Here is a 25,956-nt window from a genome sequence, read left to right as displayed (position 1 = left end):
CTCTCCCACCGTTCTCTCACCGTCCGATTCCGATCGCTGTGGACCCGTAGAAACACAGCAAGTTGAAAAAGAGCACAAAGCCCATCGCCGGGAGCATCAGCCCGGAGGATTTTCTGCGCACGAGGAAGCGCCAGGCGCCGAGGGCGGGGAAGACGATGCTCAGCGCCGGCAACCAGCCCGCCGTCCCGAACAGCAGGAGCGCGAGTGCCACCGCGCCCACGGCGAGCGCGAGCGAGAGAGCCGCGCTGCCGCGTGGGCCGAGCACCTCCGAGTACAGCCGTGCCTGCGGGTCCCGCCGCCACTCGGTCTTCCGCGCGAACTCGAACTGGAGGAAGGCGCAGGCGAACATGGCCAGCAAGGGCACAGCCCGCCCGTCACCGTCGATCGCGTGGCTGGTCAGCAGCGAGAGATAGAGGTAGACGGAGAGCAGCAGCTGCACCGGGTAGCTGACGAGGAGATTGACGAGGAGGCCCTCGCCGATCCGCGGGGACCAGCGTTCCAGCGCGACCAGGAACAGCGTGTATCCGAGGCCGAGCAGGATCATCAGGACGGAGAGGGCCGAGACCAGCGTGTTGAGCACGACGAGGAGTACGGCGATCAGCGCCATGGCGCCGCGCAACTCCGCCACCGTGATGGCACCCGTCACCAAGGGCCGGTCCGGGTGGTGCCGGCGGTCGTAGTCCAGATCCTTCTGCTCATCGACCATGCGGGCGAACAGCAGGGCCAGCACCACGCTCACCGCGCGCACCACGGTTGACCAGGAGGGCGTCCAGTGCGAGGAGGGCCCCGAGAGTGCTTCCGCCGTGCCCTCCAGAGCCAGGGTCCACAGCACGCCATAGGTGACATAGATCTGCGGGCGGAACATCCGCAGGACGAAACGGCCCAGCCGTACCGGCACGCGGGAAACAGCCAGGGCGTCACTCAACTGTCCCACCGGTTCCAGGACATGACGTCGTCAAGCGGCTTCCGCCGGGTGCGGCGGAAGCCGGGGCCGCCCGTGACGTGCCCGACGGCCACCAGGGCGACCTGGGTGAACTCGTCGGCCGGGAGACCCACCAGCGCCGCCACTTCGCGTTCGTGGGCGAGGTGCACCGTGGTCAGTGCGGTGCCCAGGCCACGGCTGCGGGCCGCGAGCATAAAGCTCCACAGCGCCGGATAGATGGTGCCGAAGAAGCCGGACTGCCGGGCGAGTGGCGCGTCTGCGGGCAGCCGTCCGTGTACGCAGGCCAGGACGAGCGCGGGCACCTCGTGGAGATGGTCGGCGAGGTAGCGGACGCCGGCCACGGCCTTTTCACTCATCGCCGACGGGGGAGTGGCGGCGAGATAGTCGTCCGAGGCGGACTTGTAGTGCCGTGCGATCCCGGCCTTCGTCTCCGGATCGTCGATCACCAGGAAGCGCCAGTTCTGCCGGTTTCCTCCATTGGGTGCATGGAGGGCGAGCTGGAGGCATTCGGTGAGGAGCGGCCGGGAGACCGGTCGGGACAGATCGAGCCTGCGGCGCACGGTGGGGGTGCAGGTCAGCAACTCGTCGATGTCGAGGGTGGGGGGCGGCGTGCCGGGGGCGTCGGTCATCTCAACCCCGCGTCCCTGGCGCGGCGGTGAGGCGCACTTCACCGTCGGCGATGGTGCGTCCGTCCTGCTTCATGGCACAGCGCAGCACGGCGTTCGTCCCGTCGCCTGCTGTCCGGACGCTCTCGCAGGTGATCGGCAGATCCAGCTCGCCGAAGCCGGTGAAGCGCGCGCTCAGTCCGGTGAGGACGGCCGACGCCGACGGCAGCGTCCCGGTTTCGACGGCGGTGGCGATGCTCAGTTGCCGGAAGGCCTCAAGGATCAGCATGCCGGGGACATGGTCCAGGGGGTGGTCGAACAGGACGGGGTGGCCGGTGTCGACGACGAGTCGCGCGGTCCCCGTACCGTCCCCGCCCGGCGGGAGTCGGAGCGGGGAGATGACCACGTTCGCGGGATCCCTGCGGTCGACCAGGGCCTTGGGAATCCGCCGCTCCGAGTCGTGGGCCTCGAAGGGGGCATTGAGGGGCAGCCCCAGCGCGGCGCGTCGTTCCTCGCGCATCGCTTGCCATCGGGTGGCCGTCACCCAGGACATGTTGCACTCCAGCGTCGCCGCCACACGGTCGCCGATCAGCGCGCTGTAGCTCACCCGTGCCCCCGACACGCCCTCGCTGCCATGGAAACGGCGCAGGATACGGCAGCGCAGCACCACCTCGGTGGGCACGCCGCTTACCGTCAGTGCTGCCAGGTCCGTGTCGCGCAGGGCGATGTCCCGCAGGATGAACTTCGTGCCGAACGGCATCTCGAACAGCTGGTGGCCCAGCATGATGAGCGTTTGCCGGGCCGCCTCCACCAGGACCATCGGGTCGTAGACGTGATGGCAGCCCGCCGTGTCCCGGTAGAAGGCGTGCGAGCGGGGTATCTGCATCCCGACGTCGAGGGTGTCCTCGTCCCGGGCGAGCACGCCGGTCACGAATACCTCGGTGAGGCTCATCCGATGGACGAGCTCCCGTGGCACCGTGCGGCTGAATTCCACCGTGTCCATGCTTCTCCCTCCGCGTTACCGCACCGCGAGCTGCGCCATGTGGCGCTGCCAGTCGGGCACGCTGACTCCGTCGAGCACGGGGCCCAGCCCCGTGCGTTTCATCGGCAGCACATGAGTGCCGACGATCACCACGTCCCAGGGGTCGAGCGGAAGTCCGGCCCGCCAGATCGCTTCCATCAGCCGCCGGTAGCCGTCCTGGTCCCAGGCGGCGAGCCGGGCCGCGCGCAGTTCGTCCCGGACGGCACCGGAGGCCAGGGACTCCTCCGCCTCCTGCACTGCCCGCTTGAGCCGTTCCGCGGCCGGTTCGAAGGTGAGATCCCGCTCGGGCACCTCGGCGTGCAACTGCTCGGCCAGCTCACGCGCCCGGGCCGACTGGTCGTCGCCCGCCAGCGCGGAGGCGTAGACCCGCTCCCGGAGCGCGGTGTCGAAGTGAATGCCCAACTCCCGTGCCACATCGGCCGGTTCGTCCGGAGTGTGGACGAGATTGAGCAGATAGCTGTAGCGGCCGATCTCGTAGCGGAGCTGGCCGGGGATCCGGGCCAGCGGGTCGGTCGGGCCCTTCCGCTCGGTCACGACGACCGACGTCGGCGGAGCCTCGCCTTCGTCCGCTTCGGGGCGCACCACGAGCACCAGCGCGTCGCACGAGTCCATGAACATGTCGGCGAGTCGGCGGCGCTGCGGTGTGGCCAGGTTCCACTGGAAGTACCACAGCGCCCGTACGGCGGTACGGGTGAGCCGGGTGCGTTCCGCGGCCACGATCCTCAAGCCGCCGCGGGCCAGCCAGTCGACCGTCGTCGGTATCTGCCGGCTGACCACGGCATCGGGTTTGAGCAGCAGCGCGGCGTGCCGGTGGAGGAAGCCGTCGACATCGGCGGTGAGGGTGCCGAGCTGTTCGAGGCTCTCCAGGAAGTAGGTGTCCGAGCCGAACAGGGTGCGCTTGCGCGGATCGCAGCTGAGGGCCGGGGAGATGTCGTCGCCGAAGGGGCGGGCGTTCGCCGTGGCGCCGGTCATCGGCCGGCTCCGATCGCGTCGCTTCCGGCCGAGCCGGTCCCGTGCGCGATGGCGGCCGAGCCGGTCCCGTGCGCCACGACGGTCGCATGCGGTCCCGTGGTGTCCGGTCGGGCGCCGCCTGCCTCCGTGTCGTCGCCGTGCGGGACGCCCAAGTAGCCCGACTCCAGGCAGTGGTCGAAGATCGTGCGCAGGAAGTCCTGCCCGTTCTCGGGTGCCCTGCGGGCGGTCAGACCTGCCGTGTGGGAGTCGTCGAAAGTCATCCGGCGCCGGAAGTAGCTTTCGTACAGCGTCATGACGCGCTCGTAGTACAGCCGCTCCCGCCGGGACAGCCGCTGGGCGTCGAAGCTCGTCGGAGGGACGAACCGCGGCACCTGGAACGGCGGGTACTCGGCCATCACATCGGAGAAGTCCCGCAGCGTCAGCGGTGCGCCCACCGCGTGGAAGGTGCGGCCTGCCGCCTCCTCGAAGCGGTGGGTGACCTCCGTGATGACGTCCGCCACATAGTCCACGGGCACCAGGTCGAGCCGCGCCTCGTACTGGCCGGGGATGGAACGGACCCTGCCCTCGGTGGCCAGCTTGAGGACGGCGTAGATGTTCTTGTAGTCGCGCACCACGCCGGTGCGCTCCTCGCCGACCACGATGCTGGGGCGGACGATCGCGGCGCGCACCCCGTCGGCCTGGGCCTTGTGCACCAAGGTCTCGGCCCGGAACTTGCTCTGCTCGTAGGCGTTGGCGAGCTGCTGGCCCTCGTCCAGCTCCGTCTCACGGATCAGCCCGTCGCGCTCACCGCACACATAGGCCGTGCTCACGTGCACCAGAGGAACGCCGCCGGCGCGGGCCAGCTCGACGACGTGGGCGGTGCCGTCGACGTTGACCGCCTGGTAGACCTCGTCGGGGAGACCGAAGTCGGTGATCGCTGCGCAGTGCACGATCCGGTCGAGCCCGCCCGCAGCCAGCGCCTGGTATGCGGCCTCGGGCAGGCCGAGCCGGGGCTTGGTCACATCCCCGGACAGGCACGTGACTGCGCCGGTCTCCAGAGGGGTGCCGTCGTTGCGTACGAGCACCGGGTTGTGGTGGACCAGCGCGGTCACCTCATGTCCGGCCGCCGCCAGCCGGGCGGTGACCTCCGCGCCGACCAGCCCGGCCGCGCCGGTCACCAAAACCCTCAGATTGTCCTTCATCGAGCTGCCTCCTCCATCCGTGCCTCACTCCGGGCGCCGTCGCGCCGACGCGCGCGGACACCGTGCTGCGCGCCTCGTCCTCGTTCAGGGGGTGTGCTGGTGTGTGACGTCAACGTTCCTCCCGCAGCGTCAGGTGGTGGCCACATGCGGCTGCGCGCCCCCGCTGGACAGCAGATCGCTCGCCTCGTCGAGGGGCAGGTCCGCGTCGAGATGGGCGCCGAGGCGCAGCCAGTCGTAGCCGATCTCCAAGGTCTGCCGCCATCCGTCCGAGGAGCCGAAGGAGGACGGGAAGGTGTGCGCTCCCGTCGCCTGCCGGACCAGTGCGACAAAGCCGTCCAGCGCTGTGAGCGCCGCGCTGCCCTGCGCGACGGAGTCGATCGTGAGCGTTTCGAGGCGCCGGGCCTCCGCGCGGATCCCGTCGGTGCTGGCCCCCGCCGGAAGGAGGGCCAGCGCGCGGACGACCTCGGAGTCCGGCGGCAGCGGGTTGACGCCGTACGCGCTGAGCACCCCGCGCAGCGCGAACCGCAGCATCCTTCGGGCGCTGAGTTCGGCGACGCTCCACTGCTCGCGGTCCAGGGCGCCGACCAGGTCCTCGCGGGCGTTCTCCACCAGCACGTTGGACCACACCAGGATCATCGCCGCGGCGCTGAACCGGCGGGCCGGCATGGGCACGAGAGCGATGGCCTCCGCATCGCCGACCGCCGCCCCGCCCACGGCCACGAGGGGCTGCGCGGTGCTCGGCGGCGGTGTGACGGCACCCGAAGGGGCGGCGAGCGGCATGGCGGGCACGATCGGGCCTTCGCCCTTCCACGCCGCCTTCACCAGGCCGAAGCGGAGGAACCGGGCGATCAGCGGGCCCGCGTGCGGTGCTCCTGACGCGTCCGCCGCGGCCAGCACCATGTGCAGGGGCCGGCCGAAGACGAGGGAACGCCAGGCCCGCGCCACCCGGTCACCGAGGACGAACACATCCTGCTTGCCGCGTACGACGTGCACACGGTCGCCGGTCTGCCAGGTGGTCACCCCGTCGGCCCTGGCCACGGTGATCTGCTCGGAACCGGGCGCGGCGCCCGCCACCCCCAGATCGGCCAGGAGCCGCGCGCCCTCGGTGAGGTACGTGGCGGGGTCGAGACCGGACGCGTCCAGCGAAGCGAGCGTCCGGTACCGGGCGGACAGCGGGTGGTCACCGAGACGGTCCAACTGCAGGGGCAGCCACTTCGGCTCCAGGTAGGTCTCTCCCCGTCCCGCCGCCCACGACTTCACGGCCTGGAGCAGCCCGGCCTCGGTCCATGCTGCGGCCTCCTCTTCCTGGCCGAGTTCCCGCAGGACGAGCGCGTACCGCATCGACTGGCGCGCGTGGTGCGCCCACCACTCCTGAGCCGTGGCCTGGAAGTCGTCGAAGGACATCAGCCCCTTCACCTTCGCCACCAGCTCCACATTGCGCAGCGGGAAGCTGCGCAGCAGACGCTGACAGCGGTTCAGCAGGTCCTCCGGGACCGCGCCCGGGTCGCCGTGCGCGGCCGTCGTGACCGCGGAGAACTGCTCGGCCAGCTGCCGCACGGAGCGGGTCCGGACCTCGACCCGTCGCCCGTCCAGGAACAAGAGCGACGGCATGGTGGGCAGGTCCGCGTCGCTGTCGGCGATCAGCAGGAAATCGATGTCGGACGAGGAATTGCCGAAGCCCTCGGCGATCGAACCCTCCAGAACCACACCGCAGTTGGCCGCGGCGTGGAGGTGCGGAAGGGTCTTGTCGAACAGGTTCTGCAGATAGTCCTCGCTGAGGATCACTCAGGCCTCCCGGTCGTGACGTGGGCGCTTCGCGCTCTTCGTGTCCTTCGTGTGCGCTGTTTCCGTCGCGCCGTCCGTCCCGGCCGGGGTGTTCTCCAGCAACGTGATGGCCCCCGTGCCTCCGTCCAGCCGCAGCCGCATCCCGGTCGCGATCTCCGTGACCGCGCCCTTGACCTGGACGACCGTCGGAATGCCGAGCTCACGGGCGACGATCGCCACATGCGTCAGCGGGCTGCCCCGCTCGATGACGAGCGCCGAAGCGGACGGCAGGGCGGCGACCCAGCCCGGATCCGTGCGGTAGGTCACCAGCACACCGCCGTCCACATCCACGGGGGTGTCCGTGACCACGGCGCGGGCCTCCACCACACCGGGGCAGGACGGGGTGCCGCGCAACTCCCGGACGCCGGTGGGCGCCGCGGTGCCCCGCACAAACCCGGCCTGCTCCAGATTGCCCCGCCAGTAGGCGGCTCCGCGCGTGGTGAACCGGGACGGCGCGGACAACTGCTCGTCCTCGACCCGTTGCCGCTTGCGCAGCTCCACGAGGCGGCGCAGATCGGTGTGCGCGGTCGTGCTCTCGTAGGCGCCGCGCAACTCCTCAAGGCGCAGGAAGAACACGTCGTTCCCGTGGTCGATCGCTCGCATCCGGGCGAGATCGCGCCCCATGGCGCGCAGCATCCGCTTCGCCGAGCCGAATGCGCGGGTGCGGCAGAACCTCAACCGCTCCCGGTTGTACAGGGAGCTTTGTGCCTTGCGGCGGACGACGTTGTAGAGCAGCCGGCGCGGCCCGTGCAGGTGCGCGTCCAGATAGGCGTCGGCCTTCTCGCCGGGATGGGCGTTCACCTCGGGCAGTGCGGCGCGCACCATGGCGAACAGGCTGGACGGCTCCTCCCGCAGATCGGGTACTTCGAGCTTGAGCTCGTCGAGACTGCGGTAGCCGTACGCGGCGATGTACGCGTCCACCGACGCCAGGAACGCGGTGTGGCCGCCCTCGCGCAGCGCCTGGTAGGTGTCCGCGGCCCGGGTTTCCTGGATGATGCGGCCCAGTTCGGCATCGTCACGGACGGCGACCGCGAGGTCCGCCAACGCACGGGCGGGTTCGATGGACTCCACCTGGGGACCGGGACTGGCAGCGCTCCACGTGAGCCACTCGGGTGCGTTCGGCAGCCAGCGCCGGTGCAGCAGGGCGAGCCCGCCGATGGACCACAGGATCGCCGCGTCCAGCGTCTGCATCGGACCCCACTTCTCCAACAGGTCCTTTTCCAGGGCGCGGAAACGCCGGTAGACGTCCTGGCCCTCCATGGCGTCGTAGTCGACGTGGTCGAACTTCTCGTACGCCTGGTAGAAGTAGGCCATGAACCGCTCGACGGAGCGGTTCATGGTGAGGAAGCGGCGCACGAACGCGGCTACCGTCCTCGCGCGCGACAGCCGGCCGCGCAGGGACGAGGAGAAGGTGTACGGGTAGAGCGACTCGGCCGTTTCGTCGTCGAGCGGTTCCTCGACGCCGATCGCTATCTCCAGGACTTTCCTGTTGAGTCGGTAGAGGGGCGCGATCCGCACCATCCGGTACCAGTTGAGCAAGTTGTAGTACACCCGGCCATGGAAATAGCCGAGCATGTGCGGAGTCCATTCCTCCATTTCACGCAGCGCGGTGTGCGGGACCCGGAGCCCTCGGGCGTAATTGTCGTAGACCTTGCCGTAGACATGGGCCGCGAAGCTGTAGGTCAGCGGTGAGACGATCCCGGAGAAGCTTTCGATGATGTTGGCGTTGTCCCATATCCGGAGTTCGCCCTCGCTCGGCCCGCACTCCGCCTCCGGCGGCTGGACCGCATTCGGCAGCGCAGTGATGGGGCGGGCCTGCAAAATCCACAGCACATCGTCTTTGAACGCCCACTCGATGTCCTGCGGAGTGCCGAAGACCGCGGCGATACGCGCCCCGGCTTCATGCAGCCGTGCCACGTCCTTCGGGTCGAGCGACAGTTTCTCCCGTTCGGCCGGCAGCACTTCGCTGACCCGATATCCGGAACCCGTATCGTCCGAGTGGTAACGCTCCTGCTTGTCGCCGAGCACGGTGTCGTGCACCGCGCCCGTCGCCGCGTCGAGAACGATGGTGTCGGCGTCCACCGCGCCCGAGACCAGCCCCTCTCCCAGTCCGTACACCGAGCTGATCACATACTGCCGCTGGTCGCCGGTCACCGGGTGGGCGGTGAACATCACGCCGCTGCGCTCGGAATCCACCATGTCCTGCACGACAACGGCGATGCCCGCGCCGCGCAGCGGCAGCCCGTGGCGCAGCCGGTACTGCAGCGACCGCTCGGAGAACGCGGACGCCCAGCACCTCTTGACGTGCGCTTTCACCTCGGCGAGCCCGGACACATTGAGGAATGTGGCGAACTGCCCGGCGAAGGAGAGCTCCGAGCCGTCCTCCTCGACACCGGAGGAGCGCACCGCGACCCGGGAGCGCCCCACATGCGCATACGCGTCTTCGACAGCCGCCGCGGCCTCGTCGCTCCATTCGCCCGACTCGATGAACTCCGCCAGCTGCCCGGAGATTCGGCTCACGTTGTCCTGGGTGACCTCGGCGAGCAGATTCTCGATGCGCCCCGCCCCGTCGAGCGCGGCGAGGAATTCATCGAAGACATCGAGGCCCACGACTGCCCACCGGGGAACGCGGAAACCGTTCCTGGACAGCTCATAGAGATTCTTCCCCTTGCCGCCCGCCAGCCTCTCGGCCTCATCTTGAGGACTGTCGTCGACTATGGTTCCCATCCGATCCCTGCCCTTCGGGCACCCGTCGTGAATGCCACCCCGCTCGGGAATGAAGATGCCTCACCGTAGCGCGGGAATCCACACGGATTCAGATCGTTATCCGCCTCTATCAGTTCCCCTAGTGTTCACCACAAGTTCCCCTTCATCGCTATCAGTTCCCCTAGTGATCGCTGATTCACGGAGGAGTAGCCTGCTAGGTGAAGCGACGACTCCCGTCAGTGCTCCCGCCCCGATTGCTGCCCTCACGCCCCTTGTTCTCCCTGGCCGGCGGCGAATCCCCGGTGGCCAGGAATCCCGTGGCCGCTCCCTCGCAGACGCCGGAGAACTGAGCAGACGCTGGACGACTGGAGAAATAGATGCCCCACCTTCCTCCCGGCTCGCGGCAGCCCGCCTTCCTGCAGACCATGCAGCTGCGCGATCCTGTCCGGTATTTGGAATCTCTACGGCGGCGCCATGGTCCGGTGTTCCGGATGAAGCTGCTCGGCTTTCCGCCCCAGGTGGTGGTTTCCACTGCGGAACTCGCCGCGGAGATCTACCGCACGGACGGCGACGGCAGCCGGGCCGGCGCACTGCGCGCGGGATATGTGCCGTGGCTCGGGAAGTACTCGCTGTTCACGAACGACGGCGAGCCGTGGTGGCGCCACCGCAAGCTGCTGAGCCCGACCCTGCACGGCCGGTCCCTCGCGAGCTACCCCGATCTGATCGCCGAGATCGCCGCGGAGGACATCCGGACGTGGCCGCTCGGCACGCCCTTCGCGCTGCAGGAACGCATGCAGGCCATCACACTGGAGGTCACCCTGCGGCTGGTCTTCGGGGTCCGCGACGTCAACCAGCAGGCACGGCTGCGGGCCTCGCTCCTCGCCCTGTCCAGGGCCAGCGGCTCGCAGGCGTTGTTTCTGATGCCTGCGCGACTGCGTGCCTGGGCGGAGAAGTCACCGCTGGCGATGCGCCTCCCGTTCCTGCCGACGACCCGCACCATGAAGGCCAGCGCCGCAGTGGACAAGGTCGTCTTCGGCGAGATCGCCAGGCGCAGGGCCGAGGAGGACCGCGAAGCCACCGATGTGCTGGGCCGGTTGCTCCAGGCCCGCGACGAACAGGGCCGGTCGATGAGCGACGTGGAGATCCGCGACGAGCTGATCACCCTGCTGGAGGCCGGACTGGAGACCACGGCGACCGGCCTCTCCTGGGCCTTCGAGCGACTGATGCGCTCCCCGGAGGTACTCGGGCGATTGCGGGAGGAGTGCGAGCGGGGCGAGGACGACCGCTACCTCGAAGCGGTCGTCAAGGAAGTGCTGCGGCTGCGCACGGTGATATACGGCTCGGGACGTCTCCTGGACAAGCCGCTGCGGCTCGGCGGATACGACATCCCTGCCGGATGGGCGGCCATCCCCATGTTCTCGCTCATCCATCAGGACAGCGAGGTGTATCCGGAACCCCAGGAATTCCGGCCGGAGCGGTTTCTCGACGAGAGCGCCAAAGCGGCACAGAAGTCCTTCCTGCCCTTCGGCGGCGGCCGCCGCTACTGCGTCGGCGCGCAACTCGCCATGATGGAGATGAAGGTGATCATTCGCGAGGTACTCCAGCGGGTGGAGCTGACACCCACCGACCCCGCCCCGGAGACCCAGCGAATGTGGCACGCCACGCTCATCCCAGGGAAGCACGCCGTCGCCGTGGCCCGCCAACAGCCGCTCAGCCGCAGGCCGTTGGCGGAGGAACCGAGGTGCCCCGTACACCCCGCCGCGTCGGAATAGGCCCGTACCGAATGGCCGGGTACCTGTCCGGCGGCTCATGTGACGGCCCCCCTGGCCCCGACCCCCGGCGGCTCAAGAACTGACTGCAGCTACAGCCTCAGACGCGATCTACAACATCTGGCACTCCGGCAGCACCACTGACCTCATCCTGGGACGCGTGCTCGCGGCGAGGAAGCAGCAACGGGGTGGCCAGGAGGACGACTCCGGCGGCGGCGATCGCGGTGCGGGGGCTGGTGACGGTGGCCAGCAGACCCCATAGGGCGGTCAGGGCCGCGATGGCGGCGCTGCTGCTGACCGACCACGCGGCCAGGGTGCGCGCGACCCGGTCGGGGGCGGTGTGGTCGAGCCGGCAGGTCGCCAGTAGCGGGTTGAACAGTCCACAGCAGGTCACCAGGCCGAATTGGACGACGATGATCAGGACGATCCCCGGGACGCCGGGCTGGACACATGCCAGGCCGAGTGGCCAGAGTGCGCGCAGCACCCCGGCGGTGCGCAGCACCCGGTGCCGGCCGAACCGCGCCACGAGTGGGTGCGCCAGGCGTGAGCCGAGCAGGCCGCCGACGCACGGCGCCGCGAATACGAGACCGTACTGCCAGGGCGCGAACCCGAGGGGGCCCAGCAGGAGTACGGCGAGCAGCGGCTGGGAGGCCATGATCAGGCCGTTGACCACGATCGAGTTGAAGAACAGCGGACGCAGCGTGGGGTGGGTGAGGATATGCCGCCATCCTGCGAGCAGGTCGCCCGCTCGCAGCCGTGCTGCACCGGTCCGCGCGGGGTGCGGTTCCGTCCCGCCGATGGCGCGGATGCCCAGCGCCGAGAGCAGGTAGCTGACCGCGTCGGCCACCACGGTCGTCACCGGCCCGAACAGTCCGATCGCGGCCCCGCCGAGCGGCGGTCCGACCGTCGTCGAGGTCCATGTCGTGGACTCGAACCGGCTGTTCGCGACGAGCAGGTCCTCCGGAGGCACGAGCGCCTTCAGGTACGCGCCGCTGGCCGCCTTGAAGGCGATGTCGGCCGCGGCGGTGACCACGGAGACGAGGAGGAGCTGGGCGAAGCTGAGCAGGCCGAGCGCGAACGCGGCGGGGACACTCAGCAACGCCGCGAACCGGGTCAAATCCATCGCCACCATGACCGGCCGCTTGCGACGGAACTCCACCCAGGGACCCAGCGGCACCGCGACCAGGGCTCCCACGGCCCGCCCGGTGGCAGCCAGCGTCGCCACCTGGGCCGGCCCGCAGTGCAGCACCAGCACCGCGATCATGGGAAACGCGCCGAAGCCGAGCCCCGAGCCGTACGCGCTGACCGCATACGCCGCCCACAACCACCCGAACCGACGCCCCAGCGCCCGCCTGCCCGTCATGCCCACCGTCCCCCTCGCCGAACCGGCCAACCAGCGCTGGCCACCCGCATCTAAGCGAGTCGGAGCCGGCGAGATCAAACAACCGATCAGCCAGGAAGCACAACCATCCGTTGTGCCGATAGCGTGGCCGGTGTGGATATCGAGGCTGTACGCACCTTTGTGGCCGCTGCGGACGCGGGGCGCTTCCAGGACGCCGCCGCGGAACTGTCGATCACCCAGCAGGGCGTCTCCAAGCGCGTCGCCTCGCTGGAAAAGATCCTCGGCGTGCGGCTGTTCACCCGCACCGGGCGAGGGACGCAGCTCACCATCGACGGTCAGGCGTTCCTGCCGCACGCCCGCGCTCTCCTGCGGGCCGAAGAGCGGGCAGTGGCTTCCGTACGCCCCGGCCGCCGCGCGCTGCGCGTGGACGTGATCGGCCGACGGCTCGGCCCGGCTGTCGTACTGGGCGACTTCCATCGCGCGTGCCCTGAGGCCGAGCTCGATGTCGTGACCCTCTTCGATGCCGAGGCGGCCGTCGACGCCATCCGCTCCGGCACGATCGACGCGTCCTTCCGCGCCGTCACCATGCCCGGCCGGCAGCTCCCCGACGACATCGGGGCCGCCCGGGTCTTGGACGAGCCCGTCCAGCTCCTCACCGGACCGGCCCACGAGCTCGCCGCCGCCCGCGCGGTCACGCCCGCCGAGCTCGTCGGGCACCGGATCTGGATGCCCGGTCTTGTTCCCGGAACCGAGTGGGCCGCCTTCTACGGTGACCTCGCCGCCGCGTTCGGGCTCACCATCGAGATCACCGGCCCCGACTTCGGCACCGAGCCCCTGCTGGACACCCTCGCCGACTCCCGGACCTTGGCGACCTTCGTCGGCGCACACACCCGTCTCATCTGGCCCGCCTACCACGACCTGCGCCGCATCGCCGTGCGTCATCCGACACCGGTCTACCCGCACTCACTGGTATGGCACCGCGACAACCCGCACCCGACACTCGCCGCACTCCGCGACCACCTCCGCACCGGGCGGGCTCAGCACGCGGACGCCGAGACCTGGACACCGACATGGGCGTAGGGGCAGGACCGGCGCGTACCCCAGCGCCAACAACATGTGGCGGCATCGACCAGGCGAGACCGCCAGTCAGCTCCACCAGACGCGGAATGTGGTGGGCAACGCCCTCAGCCCGTCCAGCTCTGCCGCCAGCTCGGGTGCGGCCACCTCGATCCGCCGTCCTTCCACCAGCGGCGCGGAGCTGTAGATCTTGCGCAGTGAGAAGTCCCAGCCGGAATGATCACTGGGAGCAGATCCGGCCCTGACCTCCAACCGGTGCAGCTCATATCGGATCATGGCGCTCTCCGCTCGCGTACGGGCGCAGGAGTCGAACGCGGACCACAGCTGTGGATCCGTCATCCGAGCGAGCTGGGCAGGGGTGAGGGTTGCGCTGTCGAGGAGTTGGGAGGCCAGGCGCCGCACCACCGAGGACGGCCCCACGTTGTCCCACGAAGTGTGCAGCCGTGCTTCCGCGCAGATCAGGTCGACGAGCGCTGCGGCGGTCGCACGGTCGGCCGAGGCCGCGGCGTCCCTGATGTCGAGTCGGCGCAGCATGACGGCTGGATCGGTGTCGAGGCGTCCGGCGGCACGCCCACTGCGTACGTAGGAATCGAGATGGTCGAGGTTCAGCAGGCCCGATCCGTTGGTGAGCGGCGAGTGCGGCTGCTTGCCGAGTGCGGCGGTGACGGCCTCGACGCTGATCCCGTGCTTCTCCAACACCGGACGGACCGGGTCGGTCCGCAGCAGCTGCAAGCCGATGGCGTGATGGTCAAGGCCGGAAAGGCCTTCGAAGGTATGGCTCAAGGGCAGGTGGCCGATGTCGTGCAACAGCGCCGCGACCCGCAGAAGTTCGTCCTCCGGACGGAAGTGCGCGACCAGTGCGAGGACGCCGAGGGTGTGCTCAAGCCTGGAGTACGACTGCAAGGTGCTGATCGTCGAGGCCCCGCCGTGCGCAACGAAGTGCAGGCGCCGTAGCGGTTCGGTACGCAGCAGGCTGACTTCCACGGGATTCAGGCGGACGGGTATCCGCCACAGTGGGTCGGTGAACACCGCGGTACGGCCCACCACATTGGTCGGGACGGACCAGGCGGTGGCATCCCCGTTCTCGCGCAGCGAGCTCGGCTCCTTTTGGCTCTCCACCAGGTCACTCTAGAGCGGACGCCGACTGCCGGATGCCGGCCGATCACCAACTCCTCTCGGAGCCGCTTGCACCAGCAAGAACCGACCCGTGGGATTGTTAGGCAAGCCTTACCTCATCTATGCTCCACGGGCTGGGTCCCTGCCGCGTGCGCCGAACGGCTGGGGCCCAGCCGTATGGCCTGACCGCGGAGTCCTACCCGAATCGGAGAATTTGCCGTGCCCATATCCGCACAATCTGCCCCTGTCACTGTTGAGGGTGCCGGATGAAGGGCAACCGGCTGGCGCTGGAGTCCGCCCTGACGGCGCTGGCCCCGGCAGTGTGGGGCAGTACGTACCTGGTGACCACGGAGCTGCTGCCGCCCGGCAGGCCGCTGCTGGCCTCCACGGTGCGGGCGCTGCCGGCCGGGCTGGCGCTGCTCGCCTTCGGCCGCGTACTGCCGCGTGGGGTCTGGTGGTGGCGCGCCCTCGTGCTGGGCGTGCTGAACATCGGCGCCTTCTTCTACCTGCTGTTCGTGGCCGCCTACCACCTGCCCGGCGGCGTGGCGGCGTTAGTGGTTGCGGTGCAGCCGATGATGGTGCTGCTGTTGGCGGCACTCCTGCTCAAGGACAGAATCCAGCCGCTGCAGGTGGCAGCGTGCGGGCTCGGTGTGGCGGGCGTCGCGCTGCTGGTCCTGCGGCCGCAAGCGGGCATGGACACCGTCGGGGTCCTGGCCGGACTGGGCGGGGCGGTGTGCATGGCGTCCGGCATCGTGCTCACCAAGCGGTGGGGCCGCCCGGAGGGTGTGGGCGTGTTGACGTTCACCGGTTGGCAGTTGACGGTCGGCGGCCTCGTTCTGGCACCGGTCACGCTGGCCGCCGAAGGACTCCCCAGCCACATCACCGGTACGAACGTCACCGGGTTTGCGTATCTAAGTGTGATCGGCGCGCTGTTCGCGTACGCGATCTGGTTCCGGGGCATTGGACGGCTGCCCGCGCTGGCGGTGTCGATGCTGGGATTCGCCAGTCCGCTGACCGCGACGGTCCTCGGATACGTGGTGCTGGGGCAGGCATTGACGCCCGTGCAGATGGCCGGCGCCCTTGCTGTCATCACTGCTGTCGTGCTGGCCCAGCCCAGGCGGCGAAAAGTCCCTGCGACGACGACCGAAGAACCCGTCTCCCATGCGTCCCAGCACGCACCGGCCACCAGGGGAAAGCTGTGAAGACCGCACTGTTGACCGCACGCACAGGCGACATGCACCGGGGCCGCTGCCTGCCCGATCTGCTCAGGGAACAGGCTGAGGCGCAGCCTGAGTCCCTTGCCGTCGTCGGCGGCGGCCGGGGCCTGACCTTCCGGGAGTTGGAGCAGGCAGCCGGCGGGCTGGCGGCCTCCCTGCTGCGCCTGGGTGTGGGCGCCGATGACTGTGTGGGCCTGTTCGCCGAACCGTCGGTGGACCTGATGACCGGTGCGTGGGGCATCCTGTTCTCCGGGGCCGCCTATCTGCCGCTGTCCCCGGAGTATCCCGAAGACCGGCTGCGCTACATGATCGAGGACAGCCGCACCCGGGTGATCGTCGCCCAGGATCATCTGGCCGCCCGCCTGAAGGAGCTCGCCCCGCGCGGGACACGGGTCGTGACGCCGGCCGACGCGGCAGGGTGCTCCGAGGTCCGCCCGGTCGCGCCCCGGGCGGACTCCCTGGCGTACGTCATCTACACCTCCGGCAGCACGGGCCGGCCGAAGGGAGTGATGATCGAGCGCCGCAGCATCCTGTCCCAGATGCGCTGGATACACGCCTGTGGGCACCTGGGCAAGGGCACCACGGTGCTGCAGAAGACGCCGATGAGTTTCGATGCGGCGCAGTGGGAGATCCTGGCCCCCGCGATGGGTGCCCGTGTGGTGACGGGCGCGCCGGGTCTCTACCGGGACCCGGAGGCCCTGATCACCACCATCGTCGAGAACGAGGCGACCACGCTCCAGTGCGTGCCCACTCTGCTGCAGGCGCTGCTGGACACCGAAGAGTTCCAGCAGTGCACCACGCTCAGACGGGTGTTCTCCGGAGGCGAGGCACTGTCCCGGCAGCTCGCGCGGACCTTCTCGCGCGACCTTCCGTGGGCGTCGCTGGTCAACTTGTACGGACCGACCGAATGCACCATCAACGCCACCGCCTGCCTGGTCGACCCGGACACCCTCGGAGACGGCCCCGGCACGGTCCCGATCGGCGTGCCCGTCGACAACACCCAGTGCTTCATCCTCGATGCGGACCTGGCGCCGGTGGACATCGGCGAGACGGGCGAGCTGTACATCGGCGGCGCCCAGCTGGCCCGCGGCTACCTGCACCGGCCCGACCAGACCCAAGAACGCTTCATTCCCTCGCCGTTCGTTCCCACCGAGCGCCTGTACAAGACCGGGGACCTGGCCTACTGGAACCCTGACGGGACCATCCAGTTCGCCGGCCGGGTGGACAACCAGGTCAAGCTGCGCGGCTACCGGGTCGAGCTGGACGAGATCGCCGTGGCCATCGAGGAGCACACCTGGGTACGGCGGGCGGCGGCGGTAGTCACCGACGACCCGAGGACCGGTTTCCAGAACCTGGTGGCATGCATCGAGCTGAATCCGAAGGAAGCAGCCTTGATGGACCAGGGGAACCACGGCGCCCATCACCAGTCCAAGGCGAGCAGGCTTCAGGTCAGGGCGCAGCTGTCCGACCCGGGGCTCAGGGAGTCCGCGGAGCTGACGGGCAGGCCGGTGGTGGAGCTGCCCGGCAGGCAGACCTCCCAGCGCCGGCGCCGCGAGGTCTTCGCCCGCAAGACCTACCGCTTCTACGACGGCGGCCAGGTCACCCGGGCCGACATCCTGGAGCTTCTCGACCCGCGGCCGGCCCGTAGTTTCTCCCGCGCCCTCGATGAGCTGAGGATCGCCGAGCTGGGAGAGATCCTTCGGTGGTTCGGCCAGTTCCACAGCGATGAGCGGCTGTTGCCGAAGTACGCCTACGCCTCCCCGGGGGCGCTGTACGCGACGCAGATGTACCTGGAGACCGGAGGAGGCGTAGCCGGTCTCGCGCAGGGCGTGTACTACTACCACCCGGCGGACCACACCCTGGTGCGGGTCGGTGAGGCCGGGGAGCGCTCCGGCGGGTATCTCTCGGTGCACTTCGCCGGAAAGAAGCGCGCCGTCGAGCCGGTGTACAAGAACAACATCCAGGAAGTGCTGGAGTTCGAGACCGGGCACATGGTCGGCGTGTTCGAGGAGGTGCTTCCCGAATACGGGCTGACCATCCGCCCCCTGGCCCACCAGCCCTCTCTCAAAGACCGGCTGGACGTCGACGAAGAGGACTACTACCTGGGCACGTTCGAGATCCGTTCCGACGACGGTGCGCCACGACAGGACCCGACCGAGGTCTATGTGCAGGCGCACCCTGGAGGGGTGGCGGACCTGCCGACGGGCCAGTACCGCTACGCGGACGGGGAGTTGCAGCTGATCTCGGACGCGCTGGTGCTGCCCAAGCACGTGATCGCCATCAACCAGCAGGTTTACGAGCGGGCCGGCTTCGGCATCACCGCCGTCAGCCGGGCGGACCAGAAGTGGCTGGAGTACATCAGCCTCGGGACGAAGCTGCACCACCTGCAGCGCAACGACCTCGGGCTGGGGTTCATGTCGTCGGGCTACAGCTCCAAGACCGGCCACCCGCTTCCGGCGGCGCGGCGCATCGACGACATCCTGGCCGCATGCGGCATCGCCTCGGGCGCGTCGTACTTCTTCCTCGGCGGCCGGGTCAGCGAGGAACAGATCCGCAGCGAGGGCATGTACGAGGACGCGGTCCACATGAAGGGCCCGGCGGAGATCATCAAGGATGAGCTGGCGCACTTCCTGCCCGACTACATGATCCCGAACCGGGTTCTGGTCCTGGGCGAGCTCCCGCTGACCGCGAACGGAAAGGTCGACGGGAAAGCCCTCGCCGCTTCCGAGGACCTGCGGTCGGCGGACAGCGCAACCCCGTACGTGGCTCCCGCGACGCGCCACGAACGGTGGCTCGCCGAAGCCTGGGGGAAGGCGCTGAAATACGACCACGTGTCGCTGGCGGACGACTTCTTCGCCGCCGGCGGGAACTCACTGACCGCCGTCACGCTCGTCAACAAGATCAACCGCGAGTTCGGCACACAGCTGCCGTTCCAGGTCGTCTTCGAGTGCCCCAAATTGGGCGACCTGGCGGCCCGGATCGCCGGCAACCGGACCGAGCCGGCCTCGCGGTTGGTACCGCTGCACGCCGGGAGCACCGGCAGCGCGGTGTTCTGCTGGCCGGGGCTGGGCGGCTATCCGATGAACCTGCGCCTCCTGGGACGCGAAACAGGCCTCGGCAACCCGTTCTACGGAATACAGGCATACGGCATCAACGCCGGCGAGGATCCCTACCCGACCATCCGGGAGATGGCCGCCGCCGACGTGGCGGAGATCCGACGCGCGCAGCCCGAGGGGCCGTACACCCTCTGGGGCTACTCTTTCGGCGCCCGGGTCGCCTTCGAAGCGGCCTGGCAGCTGGAGCAGTCCGGCGCACAGGTGGAGAACCTGTTCCTGATCTGCCCCGGCAATCCGGAGGTCCGCGAGGCCGACGGGGACCGCTACGGGCGCGAGGCCGCCTACCGCAACCCGGCGTACGTGACGATCCTCTTCTCCGTCTTCGCCGGCTCGATCAGTGGGCCCGACCTGGATCAGTGCCTCGAAGCAGCACGCGACGAGGACAGCTTCATCGCCGTCGTCCAGCGCCTGCTCCCCGCCCTGGACCAGGAGCTGATCCGGCGGATCACGCGGATCGTGGCGCAGACCTACGAGTTCGAGTACAGCTTCCACGAGCTGGCCGAGCGGCGCGTGCACGCGCCGGTGACGCTCTTCAAGGCCGCGGGCGACGACTACTCGTTCGTCGAGAGCAGCTCCGGCTACTCCGCGGCTCCCCCCAGGGTGGTCGACCTGGACGGCGACCACTACAGCGTGCTGAAGGAACAGGGCATCGCCGAACTGGTCTCGGCGATCCGCGCCCGTCTCGGCAGGTAATCGTCTCACCCCTCGTAGAAGCCCCCGTGCACCGAAGGGAGCAGGTGGAGCCGACGCGCCGCGAATCCGATTCGTGGGCGCGTCGGCAACAAGCACACGGGCAGTCACCGGCCGGGGACCGCTGAGCCGCGCCCCGCGCGCCGTGCCACCACACAGCCGTGCCGGGACCGCGCACTACGCCCCCGCCTTGCGGAAGATCCGGGCGCCGAGGAAGACCGAGATCGCGGCGAGTACCGCCGCGACCAGCGCGCCCCGGATCATCGCGGTGCTGCTGTACTGGCCGAGGAACGCGGCCCGGACCGCTTCCACCAGGTAGCGCAGCGGCACGAGTTGCGACACCACGTCGAGCCACCGGGGCGCCAGCGACATCGGCAGCAGGATGCCGGAGAGCAGCATGACCGGCAGGTTGATGGTGTTGACCACCGGGGCGAACTCCTCGGGGGAGTTCAGCCGCATGGCCAGCCCATAGGACAGCGATGCCAGCGCCACCGTGAGGGCGGCGACGAACAGAAAGCCGATGAGGACGCCGAGCACCGGGGCACGCAGCCCCATGACCATGCCTGCCAGTACCAGCAGCAGCGACTGGGCCAGCATCTGCACCACATCGCGCAGCACCCGCCCCATGAGCAGCGCCAGCCGGCTGACCGGGGTGACCTGCATCCGCTCGATCACACCGTGCTGCTTCTCGATGAGAATGCCGATGCCGGCGAAGGCGGCGCTGAACATGCCGAGTTGCACCAGCAGCCCCGGCACCAGCGTCTGCCAGGCGTCACCGCCCGTACCGAGCTGTACGTGTGTCAGCAGGGGACCGAAGAAGAACAGCACCAGCAGCGGCATCAGGACGCCCACCACCAGGCCGATCTTGGCGCGCAGCGTCTGCCGCAGATAGCGCCCGAGGATCAGGCGGGTGTCGGCCACGAGGTCGGCCAGGCCGGAACTCTTCCTGGCGGCATGGCGTCGGGACGGTACCTCCGCGGGCTCGGATGCCGTCGGCACCGAGGACGCGGCGGGGGACGAGTGCGGCACGTCAGCCTCCGTGGGGAGCGGGCGGTCAGACAGCGACAGGGGCGTCGGGAGCGGGGGTGTGGTGGCCCGTGATGGCGAGGAAGGCTTCGCGCAGGCTGGCCGATTCCGAGCCCGCGTACCGCACCTTCAGGTCCTGCGGGGCGCCCTCGGCGGCGACCAGGCCGTCGTCGACGACGATGAGCCGGTCGGAGAGGACGTCCGCCTCGTCGAGGTAGTGCGTGGTCAGAAAGACCGTGGTGCCCTCGGCCCGGATGCGGTGCACCAGATCCCATACGTCGGAGCGGCTGCCGGGGTCGAGTCCGGTCGTCGGCTCGTCGAGGAACAGCAGCTCGGGCCGGTGGGTCAGGCCCAGGGCGATGTCGAGGCGGCGCCGCTGGCCTCCGGAGAGCGCACGGGTGGGCCGGTCGAGGAGATCGGACAGGTCGAGGTCCGCGGCGAGTTCCCGTGCGCGGTTCTTGGCCGCGGTCTTGCCGAGCTTGTACAGCCGGCCCTGGGTGACCAGCTCCTCGCGCACGCTGATGGCCGGGTCGACCCCGCTCACCTGGGCCACATAGCCGATGCGGCGGCGCACCCCGGCCGGGTCGCTCGCCAGATCGTGCCCGGCGACCGTGGCGCTTCCCCCGGTGGGGGGCAGCAGTGTGGTGAGCATGCGCATCGTGGTGGTCTTGCCGGCGCCGTTGGGGCCGAGGAAGCCGAGGATCTCCCCGGCGGCCACGGTCAGGTCGATCCCCCGCACCGCCTCGACCGGGCCCTTCTTGGTCGTGTACGTGCGGGCGAGCCCCTTGGCGCTGATGATCGGGGCGGTCATGGCGGCCTCCTGCCTCGCGGATGCGCATCTCGTCCGGTCGTTCACCGCGCACTCGAATGATTTGCTCGCTTGAGCATATTCTGACATGGCTGAGCAAAACTCTTCGAGTTCTGTCGCGCCGAGCACGAACTCCGCGGCAAATCCCTAGCGTTTGCGCCGCCGCGCAGGAAGCGGCGCATCCGCCGAGCTCAGCCGAGGTGCCGGGCCGGGAGCGGCTGGTCCGCGCACACGGTCTCCCACATGGCCCGCATGGATTCCCCGATGGTGTACCGGGGGTGCCAGCCCAGGAGGCGTCCGGCACGGGAGATGTCGACCTGGATCCAGTCGGCGCCCCTGCTGCGCACCTCACCGCGCTGCTCACGGATCGTCTCCGCCGGCAGTCCGGCGGCCGCGACGAGCTCGCCCACCAGGGTCCGTACGTCCATGGCCCGGCCGCAGCCGATGTTGACCAGTGGGTCGGCGCGCGTCATCCGGGCCGCCCGGACCACGGCGTCCACGGCGTCCCGGACATCGACGTAATCACGCCGGGCATCGGCGATCGTCAGCTCGATGCCGGTGGCCGCGTCGGCACCGCGGAGCCGGACCGCGAGCGACCCGAAGAAACTCTCCAGCGCCGGGTGCGGCCCCAGGGTGTTGGCCAGCCGGAGGACCACGACGTCGAGGGCGCCGTCCCGGGCGGCGTCGAGAACCATCCGCGAGGCGGTGAGCTTCGCCTTGGCGTAGGGATTCTCCGGGGCGGGCTCCGTGTCCTCGCGGATGGACGTCCCGAAGGGGACCGGGCCGTACTCGTGGATGGTGCCGAGGTGGACCAGCCGGGGAGGGGCCGGCAGCTTCACCAGCGCGCCGATCAGCCGTTCCACCAACTGCACGTTGGTGTAGTGCAGTTCGTCCCCCCAGCCGAGGGTGGCATTGACCACCACGTCGACCTCTTCACGGGTCAGCACCCGGGCGAGCTCGTCGCTGGTGCTGCCCGCGACATCGAGGGACAGGAACCGGTGGGCGGCGACCTGCGGCGCATACCGGCGGGCGATCGCGACGACCTCGCACCCCTCGGCCGAGAAGGCGGCACACAGGTGCCGGCCCATGCAACCGGTGGCCCCCAGCACCGCGACACGGACGGGGCCGGGAGACGGCATCAACGGTGCCACGGCACCTTCCTCATCACTCACCGATCCGGATATTCCTCAGTCACCGAGCCGGACCGCCGACCGGTCGGGGTGCCCCGCCGGTTCGCCGGCCGGCCCGGCCGACAGACAGTCGGCGTACTTCGGGAGCATGCCCTGTGCCTCGGCCTCCGCCAGGCTGGGCGCGACGGTGTCCCGCGCGGAGAGGAGGAACTCCACCTCGGACGGCCAGGGCAGCCCGATCGCGGGGTCGAGCGGGTCGATCGCATGCTCCAGCTCGGCCTGATAGGCGCTGCTGACGAGGTACGACATGACCGTGTCGTCCTCAAGTGCCAGAAAGGCATGGGCGAGCCCGTCGGGGATGTACACGGCCCGGAAGGACTCCGAGTCCATCTTGACGAGGTCCCACTGTCCGAAGGTGGGTGATCCCACCCGGATGTCCACGACGGCGTCCAGCGCCTGCCCCCGCGCGCAGTAGACGTACTTGGCCTGGCCCGGGGGAGTGGCCGTGAAGTGCAGCCCGCGCAGCACCCCTCGCGCCGACCGGCTGTGGTTGGTCTGTGCCACGGGGAACCGGTGGCCGACCGCCGCGACGAACGCCTCGTCCTGCAACGGCGAGACGAACAGGCCGCGATGGTCCGAGTGGATGTCGGGCGTGAACTCGAAGCCGCCGGCGACGGCGAGTTCTCGGGTACGCATCACGGATCACCTGCCCGTCGCGTCGTGTGCGGACGACGCCGCGGGGCGCGCCCCGGGCCGCTGCGGCCGGATCGGTTCGGTGCGCCTCATGTCACTCACGTTTTCGCGCTCCCACCACGTTCGGAATCAGGTTTGTGCCTTGCGCAGGCAGGTGCAGCTCGTCGCCGCACCGCGCACGGTCCGTGTGCTCCGACCGGAGGGACGGGCCGGACCCGGCTGTGGCTGCCTCAGTATGGGCGGGACCCATGTGGAAGATTCCCTAATGCCGGGTCCGGACGGTCCCTGTCGGGCGGAAGCGGCACGGTCAGACGACGGAGAGCTCGGGCAGCGGGAAGACCAGCTTGCCGCCGCCGGCCAGGAAGTCGCTCTCCCGCTCGATGAAGCCCTCCCGGTAGATCCAGGGAAGCACCAGCAGCTGGTCGGGGCGCCGGGACTTGGCCTCCTCCTCGGACACGATGGGGATGCCCGTGCCGGGCGTGAAGCAGCCGGACTTGTCGGCGTTGGGCTCGCCGATGCACGGCAGATCGTCCTCGGTCAGCCCGCAGAACTGCAGGATGACATTGCCCTTGGTCGAAGCGCCGTACCCGAGGGTTACCTTGCCCGCCCTGCGCGACTCGTCGAGGAAGTCACGAAGGCCGTCGCGATAGCCATGGACGCGCTTGGCGAAGGCCTCGAACGGGGCCATGGTGTCCAGTCCGAGGGCGGTTTCCCGGGCGCGTACGGCGGCCAGCCCCGCCTCGTCCACGGGGTAGCGGCCGGGCCGCTTGGCGAGGGTGACACAGAGGCTGCCGCCGTAGACCTCGGTGAGCTCGGCCTTGAGGACGGTGAACCCGACGCGCTCGGCCATCCACTCGATCTGCTGCAGCGCGTAGTACTCCAGGTGCTCATGGCACACCACGTCGTAGGCGGTGCCCTCGATCATCGCCGGCAGATAGCTCTGCTCCATCACCCAGATGCCGTCGTCGTCGAGGACGTCGTACACGTCCTGCATGAACGCCATCGGCCGCGGCAGGTCGTAGAACATCGCGATGGAGGTGACGACCTTGGCGCGGCGCGTGCCGAACCGTTCGGTGAACAGGTCGCGGGAGAAGAAGTCGGGAATCAGCTCGACGTCCGGCGGGTAGTGCTCGCGGAACTTCGGCCCGGTCGGATCGATCCCGACCCGCGCCGGGCCGGGCGTGGGGTAGCCGCGCAGCAAGGTGGAGTCATTGCTGCCGATGTCCAGGACCAGATCGTCGGGGCCCAGGTCGACCAGGCCGGTGATCGCCGCGACCTTGCCGTGCAGATGCTGGACCATGAACGGGCGTATCCCGGAGCGGTATCCGTAGTTCTCGTTGTACATCAGCCCGAAGTCGGCGGTGTGGCGGAGCTGGACGAGGCCGCAGCCGTCCGGTGAGCACTTGAGCAGTTCGAGCGGGACCGTCGGGACGGCCTCCTCCCGGGTGCGGGGAAAGACGCCGGTGAGAGCCTGCGGCCCCAGGTCGAGGACCGGCAGCAGGTTGCGGTTGCCGCAGATACGGCAGTCTTCGATGATCATGGATTCTCCAGGTCGCGTTCCACCATCGGCTGGACCGGATCGGAACCGGCGTCGTGATCCCACGCCAGGCGCGGCGAGCCCCGCCAGGTAACTGCCGGTGACCCTAATGCCGAAGTCCCGGGTCCTCCTGATTCCGAAGCGCATTCTGGAAAATGCTCCAGAACCCGCACGCCGGAGCCACCTTCCTGAGGAGCCGGTGGCAAGCTCTGCGCCCCGGGGAGCCCCGGCCGCACCACCGCACCACCCCGGCGCAGGGTCGCCCCGTCTGCTTGCGTGTGCTAGTTTTTGCTTAGCTATGCAACTCGCCGTGGTGTCAGGGTCGATCGAGCTCTGGTGGCGCAGACTCTTCGGAGAGTGGTCCGATCCCGCACGGACGGGCAGCAACAGACGAGTCAAGGAGCAGCGATGGCTGCACTGCGTGACGAGACCGAGTTGACAGAAGACAGCAATCAACGTGAGCAGACCGCAGCCCGCCGGCAGTTCGCGGTGACCCTGCTCTGTGATGTCGTCCTTCCCGTGGGCCTCTACTACGTACTGCGCAGCGCGGGCTTCAGCGAACTGGTGGCGCTGCTGATCAGCGCCGCAGCGCCGGCACTCAGCACCGGATACTCCATCGTCAAACAGCGCAGGGTCGACAGCGTCGGCCTCTTCGTCATCGCCATCCTCGTGCTCGCCGGGCTCGGCTCCCTCATCTCCGGCAGCCCCCGCCTGGCCCTGGCCAGAGGCGGCTGGTTCACCGGGCTGATCGCGCTGTGGATCCTCGGGTCGCTGTTCACCTCGCGCCCGTTCACCTACCGGGCACTGAAGACGCTGCTCCCGGGCAAGTCGGAGACCCTGGAAGGGCTTTGGCACACCGATCCGCAATTCCGCCGTATCTGGCGCGGCCTGACCGTGCTGTGGGGATGCGGGCTGCTCGTCGACGCGGCGCTTCGCGTCATCATGGCGTACACGCTGTCCGTCGATACGGTGCCGGCGCTCGACGGTGCGCTGTATTTCGTGACCTACATCGTGCTCCAGGTGATCACGCACATCATCCTGCACAAGACCGGTGTGTTCCAGCTGCTCTTCCCCGGACGGGGGAGGCGGCCGGCCAGATCCCGGGCCTCCGCGGGCACGAAGGGCGACGGAACGGCCTGACAAGAGCCGAGGGAAAGCTTCC

General features: G+C 69.4%; 19 protein-coding genes. 5 read left to right on the top strand and 14 right to left on the bottom strand.

Annotated features, from left to right (window positions below):
• Window positions 1-16 precede the first annotated feature (16 nt).
• The 7 genes from CPH93_RS01185 to CPH93_RS01155 all read right to left on the bottom strand — a co-directional run bounded on the left by CPH93_RS01185 (window position 17) and on the right by CPH93_RS01155 (window position 9,294).
• Window positions 17-934: a UbiA family prenyltransferase gene (locus tag CPH93_RS01185; protein WP_143048128.1), complete on the bottom strand. Its 918-nt coding sequence runs from the start codon at window positions 932-934 to the stop codon at window positions 17-19.
• Window positions 922-1,572, bottom strand: coding sequence for a nitroreductase family protein (locus CPH93_RS01180; RefSeq protein WP_096211640.1), 651 nt, complete (start codon window positions 1,570-1,572; stop codon window positions 922-924). Before CPH93_RS01180 ends, CPH93_RS01185 begins: the two co-directional genes overlap by 13 nt.
• A gap of 1 nt (window position 1,573) precedes the next feature.
• Window positions 1,574-2,551, bottom strand: a complete 978-nt coding sequence (locus tag CPH93_RS01175; protein ID WP_093488052.1) for a ScbA/BarX family gamma-butyrolactone biosynthesis protein — start codon at window positions 2,549-2,551, stop codon at window positions 1,574-1,576.
• A 15-nt stretch (window positions 2,552-2,566) separates the two neighbouring features.
• The gene (locus CPH93_RS01170; RefSeq protein ID WP_093488054.1) at window positions 2,567-3,562 is read right to left on the bottom strand and encodes a nucleoside-diphosphate kinase; all 996 of its coding nucleotides are present in this window, start codon (window positions 3,560-3,562) and stop codon (window positions 2,567-2,569) included.
• On the bottom strand, window positions 3,559-4,743 hold the full coding sequence (locus CPH93_RS01165; protein WP_093488056.1) for an SDR family oxidoreductase: 1,185 nt from the start codon (window positions 4,741-4,743) through the stop codon (window positions 3,559-3,561). The genes CPH93_RS01170 and CPH93_RS01165 overlap by 4 nt, the downstream gene beginning before the upstream one ends.
• Before the next feature lie 129 nt (window positions 4,744-4,872).
• A complete protein-coding gene (locus tag CPH93_RS01160) occupies window positions 4,873-6,528 on the bottom strand; it encodes a hypothetical protein (RefSeq protein ID WP_096211639.1) in 1,656 nt (551 codons plus the stop codon).
• Window positions 6,529-9,294 carry a phosphoenolpyruvate synthase gene (locus tag CPH93_RS01155; RefSeq protein ID WP_096211638.1) on the bottom strand — a complete coding sequence of 922 codons (2,766 nt, stop codon included), beginning with the start codon at window positions 9,292-9,294 and terminating at the stop codon, window positions 6,529-6,531.
• A 356-nt stretch (window positions 9,295-9,650) separates the two neighbouring features.
• Here CPH93_RS01155 and CPH93_RS01150 point away from each other — a divergent pair, with 356 nt between their 5' ends.
• The gene (locus CPH93_RS01150; protein WP_096211637.1) at window positions 9,651-11,045 is read left to right on the top strand and encodes a cytochrome P450; all 1,395 of its coding nucleotides are present in this window, start codon (window positions 9,651-9,653) and stop codon (window positions 11,043-11,045) included.
• A 97-nt stretch (window positions 11,046-11,142) separates the two neighbouring features.
• Here CPH93_RS01150 and CPH93_RS01145 read toward each other — a convergent pair whose 3' ends face one another.
• Entirely contained in the window at window positions 11,143-12,405 is a 1,263-nt protein-coding gene (locus CPH93_RS01145) for an MFS transporter (RefSeq protein ID WP_096211636.1), read from the bottom strand.
• A gap of 132 nt (window positions 12,406-12,537) precedes the next feature.
• Here CPH93_RS01145 and CPH93_RS01140 point away from each other — a divergent pair, with 132 nt between their 5' ends.
• Window positions 12,538-13,464, top strand: coding sequence for a LysR family transcriptional regulator (locus tag CPH93_RS01140; protein WP_096215240.1), 927 nt, complete (start codon window positions 12,538-12,540; stop codon window positions 13,462-13,464).
• A 66-nt stretch (window positions 13,465-13,530) separates the two neighbouring features.
• Here the strand turns inward: CPH93_RS01140 and CPH93_RS01135 are convergent, their stop codons facing one another.
• A complete protein-coding gene (locus CPH93_RS01135; RefSeq protein ID WP_231977129.1) occupies window positions 13,531-14,580 on the bottom strand; it encodes an HD domain-containing protein in 1,050 nt (349 codons plus the stop codon).
• Between the two features lie 263 nt (window positions 14,581-14,843).
• Between CPH93_RS01135 and CPH93_RS01130 the strand changes: the two genes are divergently transcribed.
• Window positions 14,844-15,779: an EamA family transporter gene (locus CPH93_RS01130; protein ID WP_093488106.1), complete on the top strand. Its 936-nt coding sequence runs from the start codon at window positions 14,844-14,846 to the stop codon at window positions 15,777-15,779.
• A gap of 32 nt (window positions 15,780-15,811) precedes the next feature.
• Window positions 15,812-19,603, top strand: coding sequence for a non-ribosomal peptide synthetase family protein (locus tag CPH93_RS01125; RefSeq protein WP_096215238.1), 3,792 nt, complete (start codon window positions 15,812-15,814; stop codon window positions 19,601-19,603).
• Between the two features lie 174 nt (window positions 19,604-19,777).
• Here CPH93_RS01125 and CPH93_RS01120 read toward each other — a convergent pair whose 3' ends face one another.
• The 5 genes from CPH93_RS01120 to CPH93_RS01100 form a co-directional block, all read right to left on the bottom strand.
• The gene (locus CPH93_RS01120; protein ID WP_040902100.1) at window positions 19,778-20,533 is read right to left on the bottom strand and encodes an ABC transporter permease; all 756 of its coding nucleotides are present in this window, start codon (window positions 20,531-20,533) and stop codon (window positions 19,778-19,780) included.
• Between the two features lie 121 nt (window positions 20,534-20,654).
• Window positions 20,655-21,437, bottom strand: coding sequence for an ABC transporter ATP-binding protein (locus CPH93_RS01115; protein ID WP_096211635.1), 783 nt, complete (start codon window positions 21,435-21,437; stop codon window positions 20,655-20,657).
• A 188-nt stretch (window positions 21,438-21,625) separates the two neighbouring features.
• Window positions 21,626-22,606 (bottom strand): NAD-dependent epimerase/dehydratase family protein, encoded by a 981-nt coding sequence (locus CPH93_RS01110; RefSeq protein ID WP_231977128.1) that lies wholly within the window; start codon window positions 22,604-22,606, stop codon window positions 21,626-21,628.
• A gap of 15 nt (window positions 22,607-22,621) precedes the next feature.
• Window positions 22,622-23,260, bottom strand: a complete 639-nt coding sequence (locus CPH93_RS01105) for a dTDP-4-dehydrorhamnose 3,5-epimerase family protein (RefSeq protein WP_096211634.1) — start codon at window positions 23,258-23,260, stop codon at window positions 22,622-22,624.
• 304 nt (window positions 23,261-23,564) lie between these two features.
• Window positions 23,565-24,797: a class I SAM-dependent methyltransferase gene (locus tag CPH93_RS01100; RefSeq protein WP_093649296.1), complete on the bottom strand. Its 1,233-nt coding sequence runs from the start codon at window positions 24,795-24,797 to the stop codon at window positions 23,565-23,567.
• A gap of 405 nt (window positions 24,798-25,202) precedes the next feature.
• Between CPH93_RS01100 and CPH93_RS01095 the strand changes: the two genes are divergently transcribed.
• Window positions 25,203-25,934 (top strand): VC0807 family protein, encoded by a 732-nt coding sequence (locus CPH93_RS01095; RefSeq protein WP_093488114.1) that lies wholly within the window; start codon window positions 25,203-25,205, stop codon window positions 25,932-25,934.
• The last annotated feature ends 22 nt before the right edge of the window (window positions 25,935-25,956 follow it).

The sequence above is a fragment of the Streptomyces sp. 2323.1 genome (assembly GCF_900221035.1).
In the GTDB taxonomy this organism is placed as follows: Bacteria; Actinomycetota; Actinomycetes; order Streptomycetales; family Streptomycetaceae; genus Streptomyces; species Streptomyces sioyaensis.
This window is presented reverse-complemented; position numbering and strand designations above follow the sequence as displayed.

Bases quoted from the DNA above. Each gene is read 5' to 3' on its own strand.
- CPH93_RS01175 (WP_093488052.1), bottom strand. From the start codon at position 2,551: ATGGACACGGTGGAATTCAGCCGCACGGTGCCACGGGAGCTCGTCCAT.
- CPH93_RS01100 (WP_093649296.1), bottom strand. From the start codon at position 24,797: ATGATCATCGAAGACTGCCGTATCTGCGGCAACCGCAACCTGCTGCCG.
- CPH93_RS01170 (WP_093488054.1), bottom strand. From the start codon at position 3,562: ATGACCGGCGCCACGGCGAACGCCCGCCCCTTCGGCGACGACATCTCC.
- CPH93_RS01150 (WP_096211637.1), top strand. From the start codon at position 9,651: ATGCCCCACCTTCCTCCCGGCTCGCGGCAGCCCGCCTTCCTGCAGACC.
- CPH93_RS01105 (WP_096211634.1), bottom strand. From the start codon at position 23,260: ATGCGTACCCGAGAACTCGCCGTCGCCGGCGGCTTCGAGTTCACGCCC.
- CPH93_RS01125 (WP_096215238.1), top strand. From the start codon at position 15,812: ATGCACCGGGGCCGCTGCCTGCCCGATCTGCTCAGGGAACAGGCTGAG.
- CPH93_RS01130 (WP_093488106.1), top strand. From the start codon at position 14,844: ATGAAGGGCAACCGGCTGGCGCTGGAGTCCGCCCTGACGGCGCTGGCC.
- CPH93_RS01165 (WP_093488056.1), bottom strand. From the start codon at position 4,743: ATGAAGGACAATCTGAGGGTTTTGGTGACCGGCGCGGCCGGGCTGGTC.
- CPH93_RS01145 (WP_096211636.1), bottom strand. From the start codon at position 12,405: ATGACGGGCAGGCGGGCGCTGGGGCGTCGGTTCGGGTGGTTGTGGGCG.
- CPH93_RS01180 (WP_096211640.1), bottom strand. From the start codon at position 1,572: ATGACCGACGCCCCCGGCACGCCGCCCCCCACCCTCGACATCGACGAG.
- CPH93_RS01115 (WP_096211635.1), bottom strand. From the start codon at position 21,437: ATGACCGCCCCGATCATCAGCGCCAAGGGGCTCGCCCGCACGTACACG.
- CPH93_RS01155 (WP_096211638.1), bottom strand. From the start codon at position 9,294: ATGGGAACCATAGTCGACGACAGTCCTCAAGATGAGGCCGAGAGGCTG.
- CPH93_RS01095 (WP_093488114.1), top strand. From the start codon at position 25,203: ATGGCTGCACTGCGTGACGAGACCGAGTTGACAGAAGACAGCAATCAA.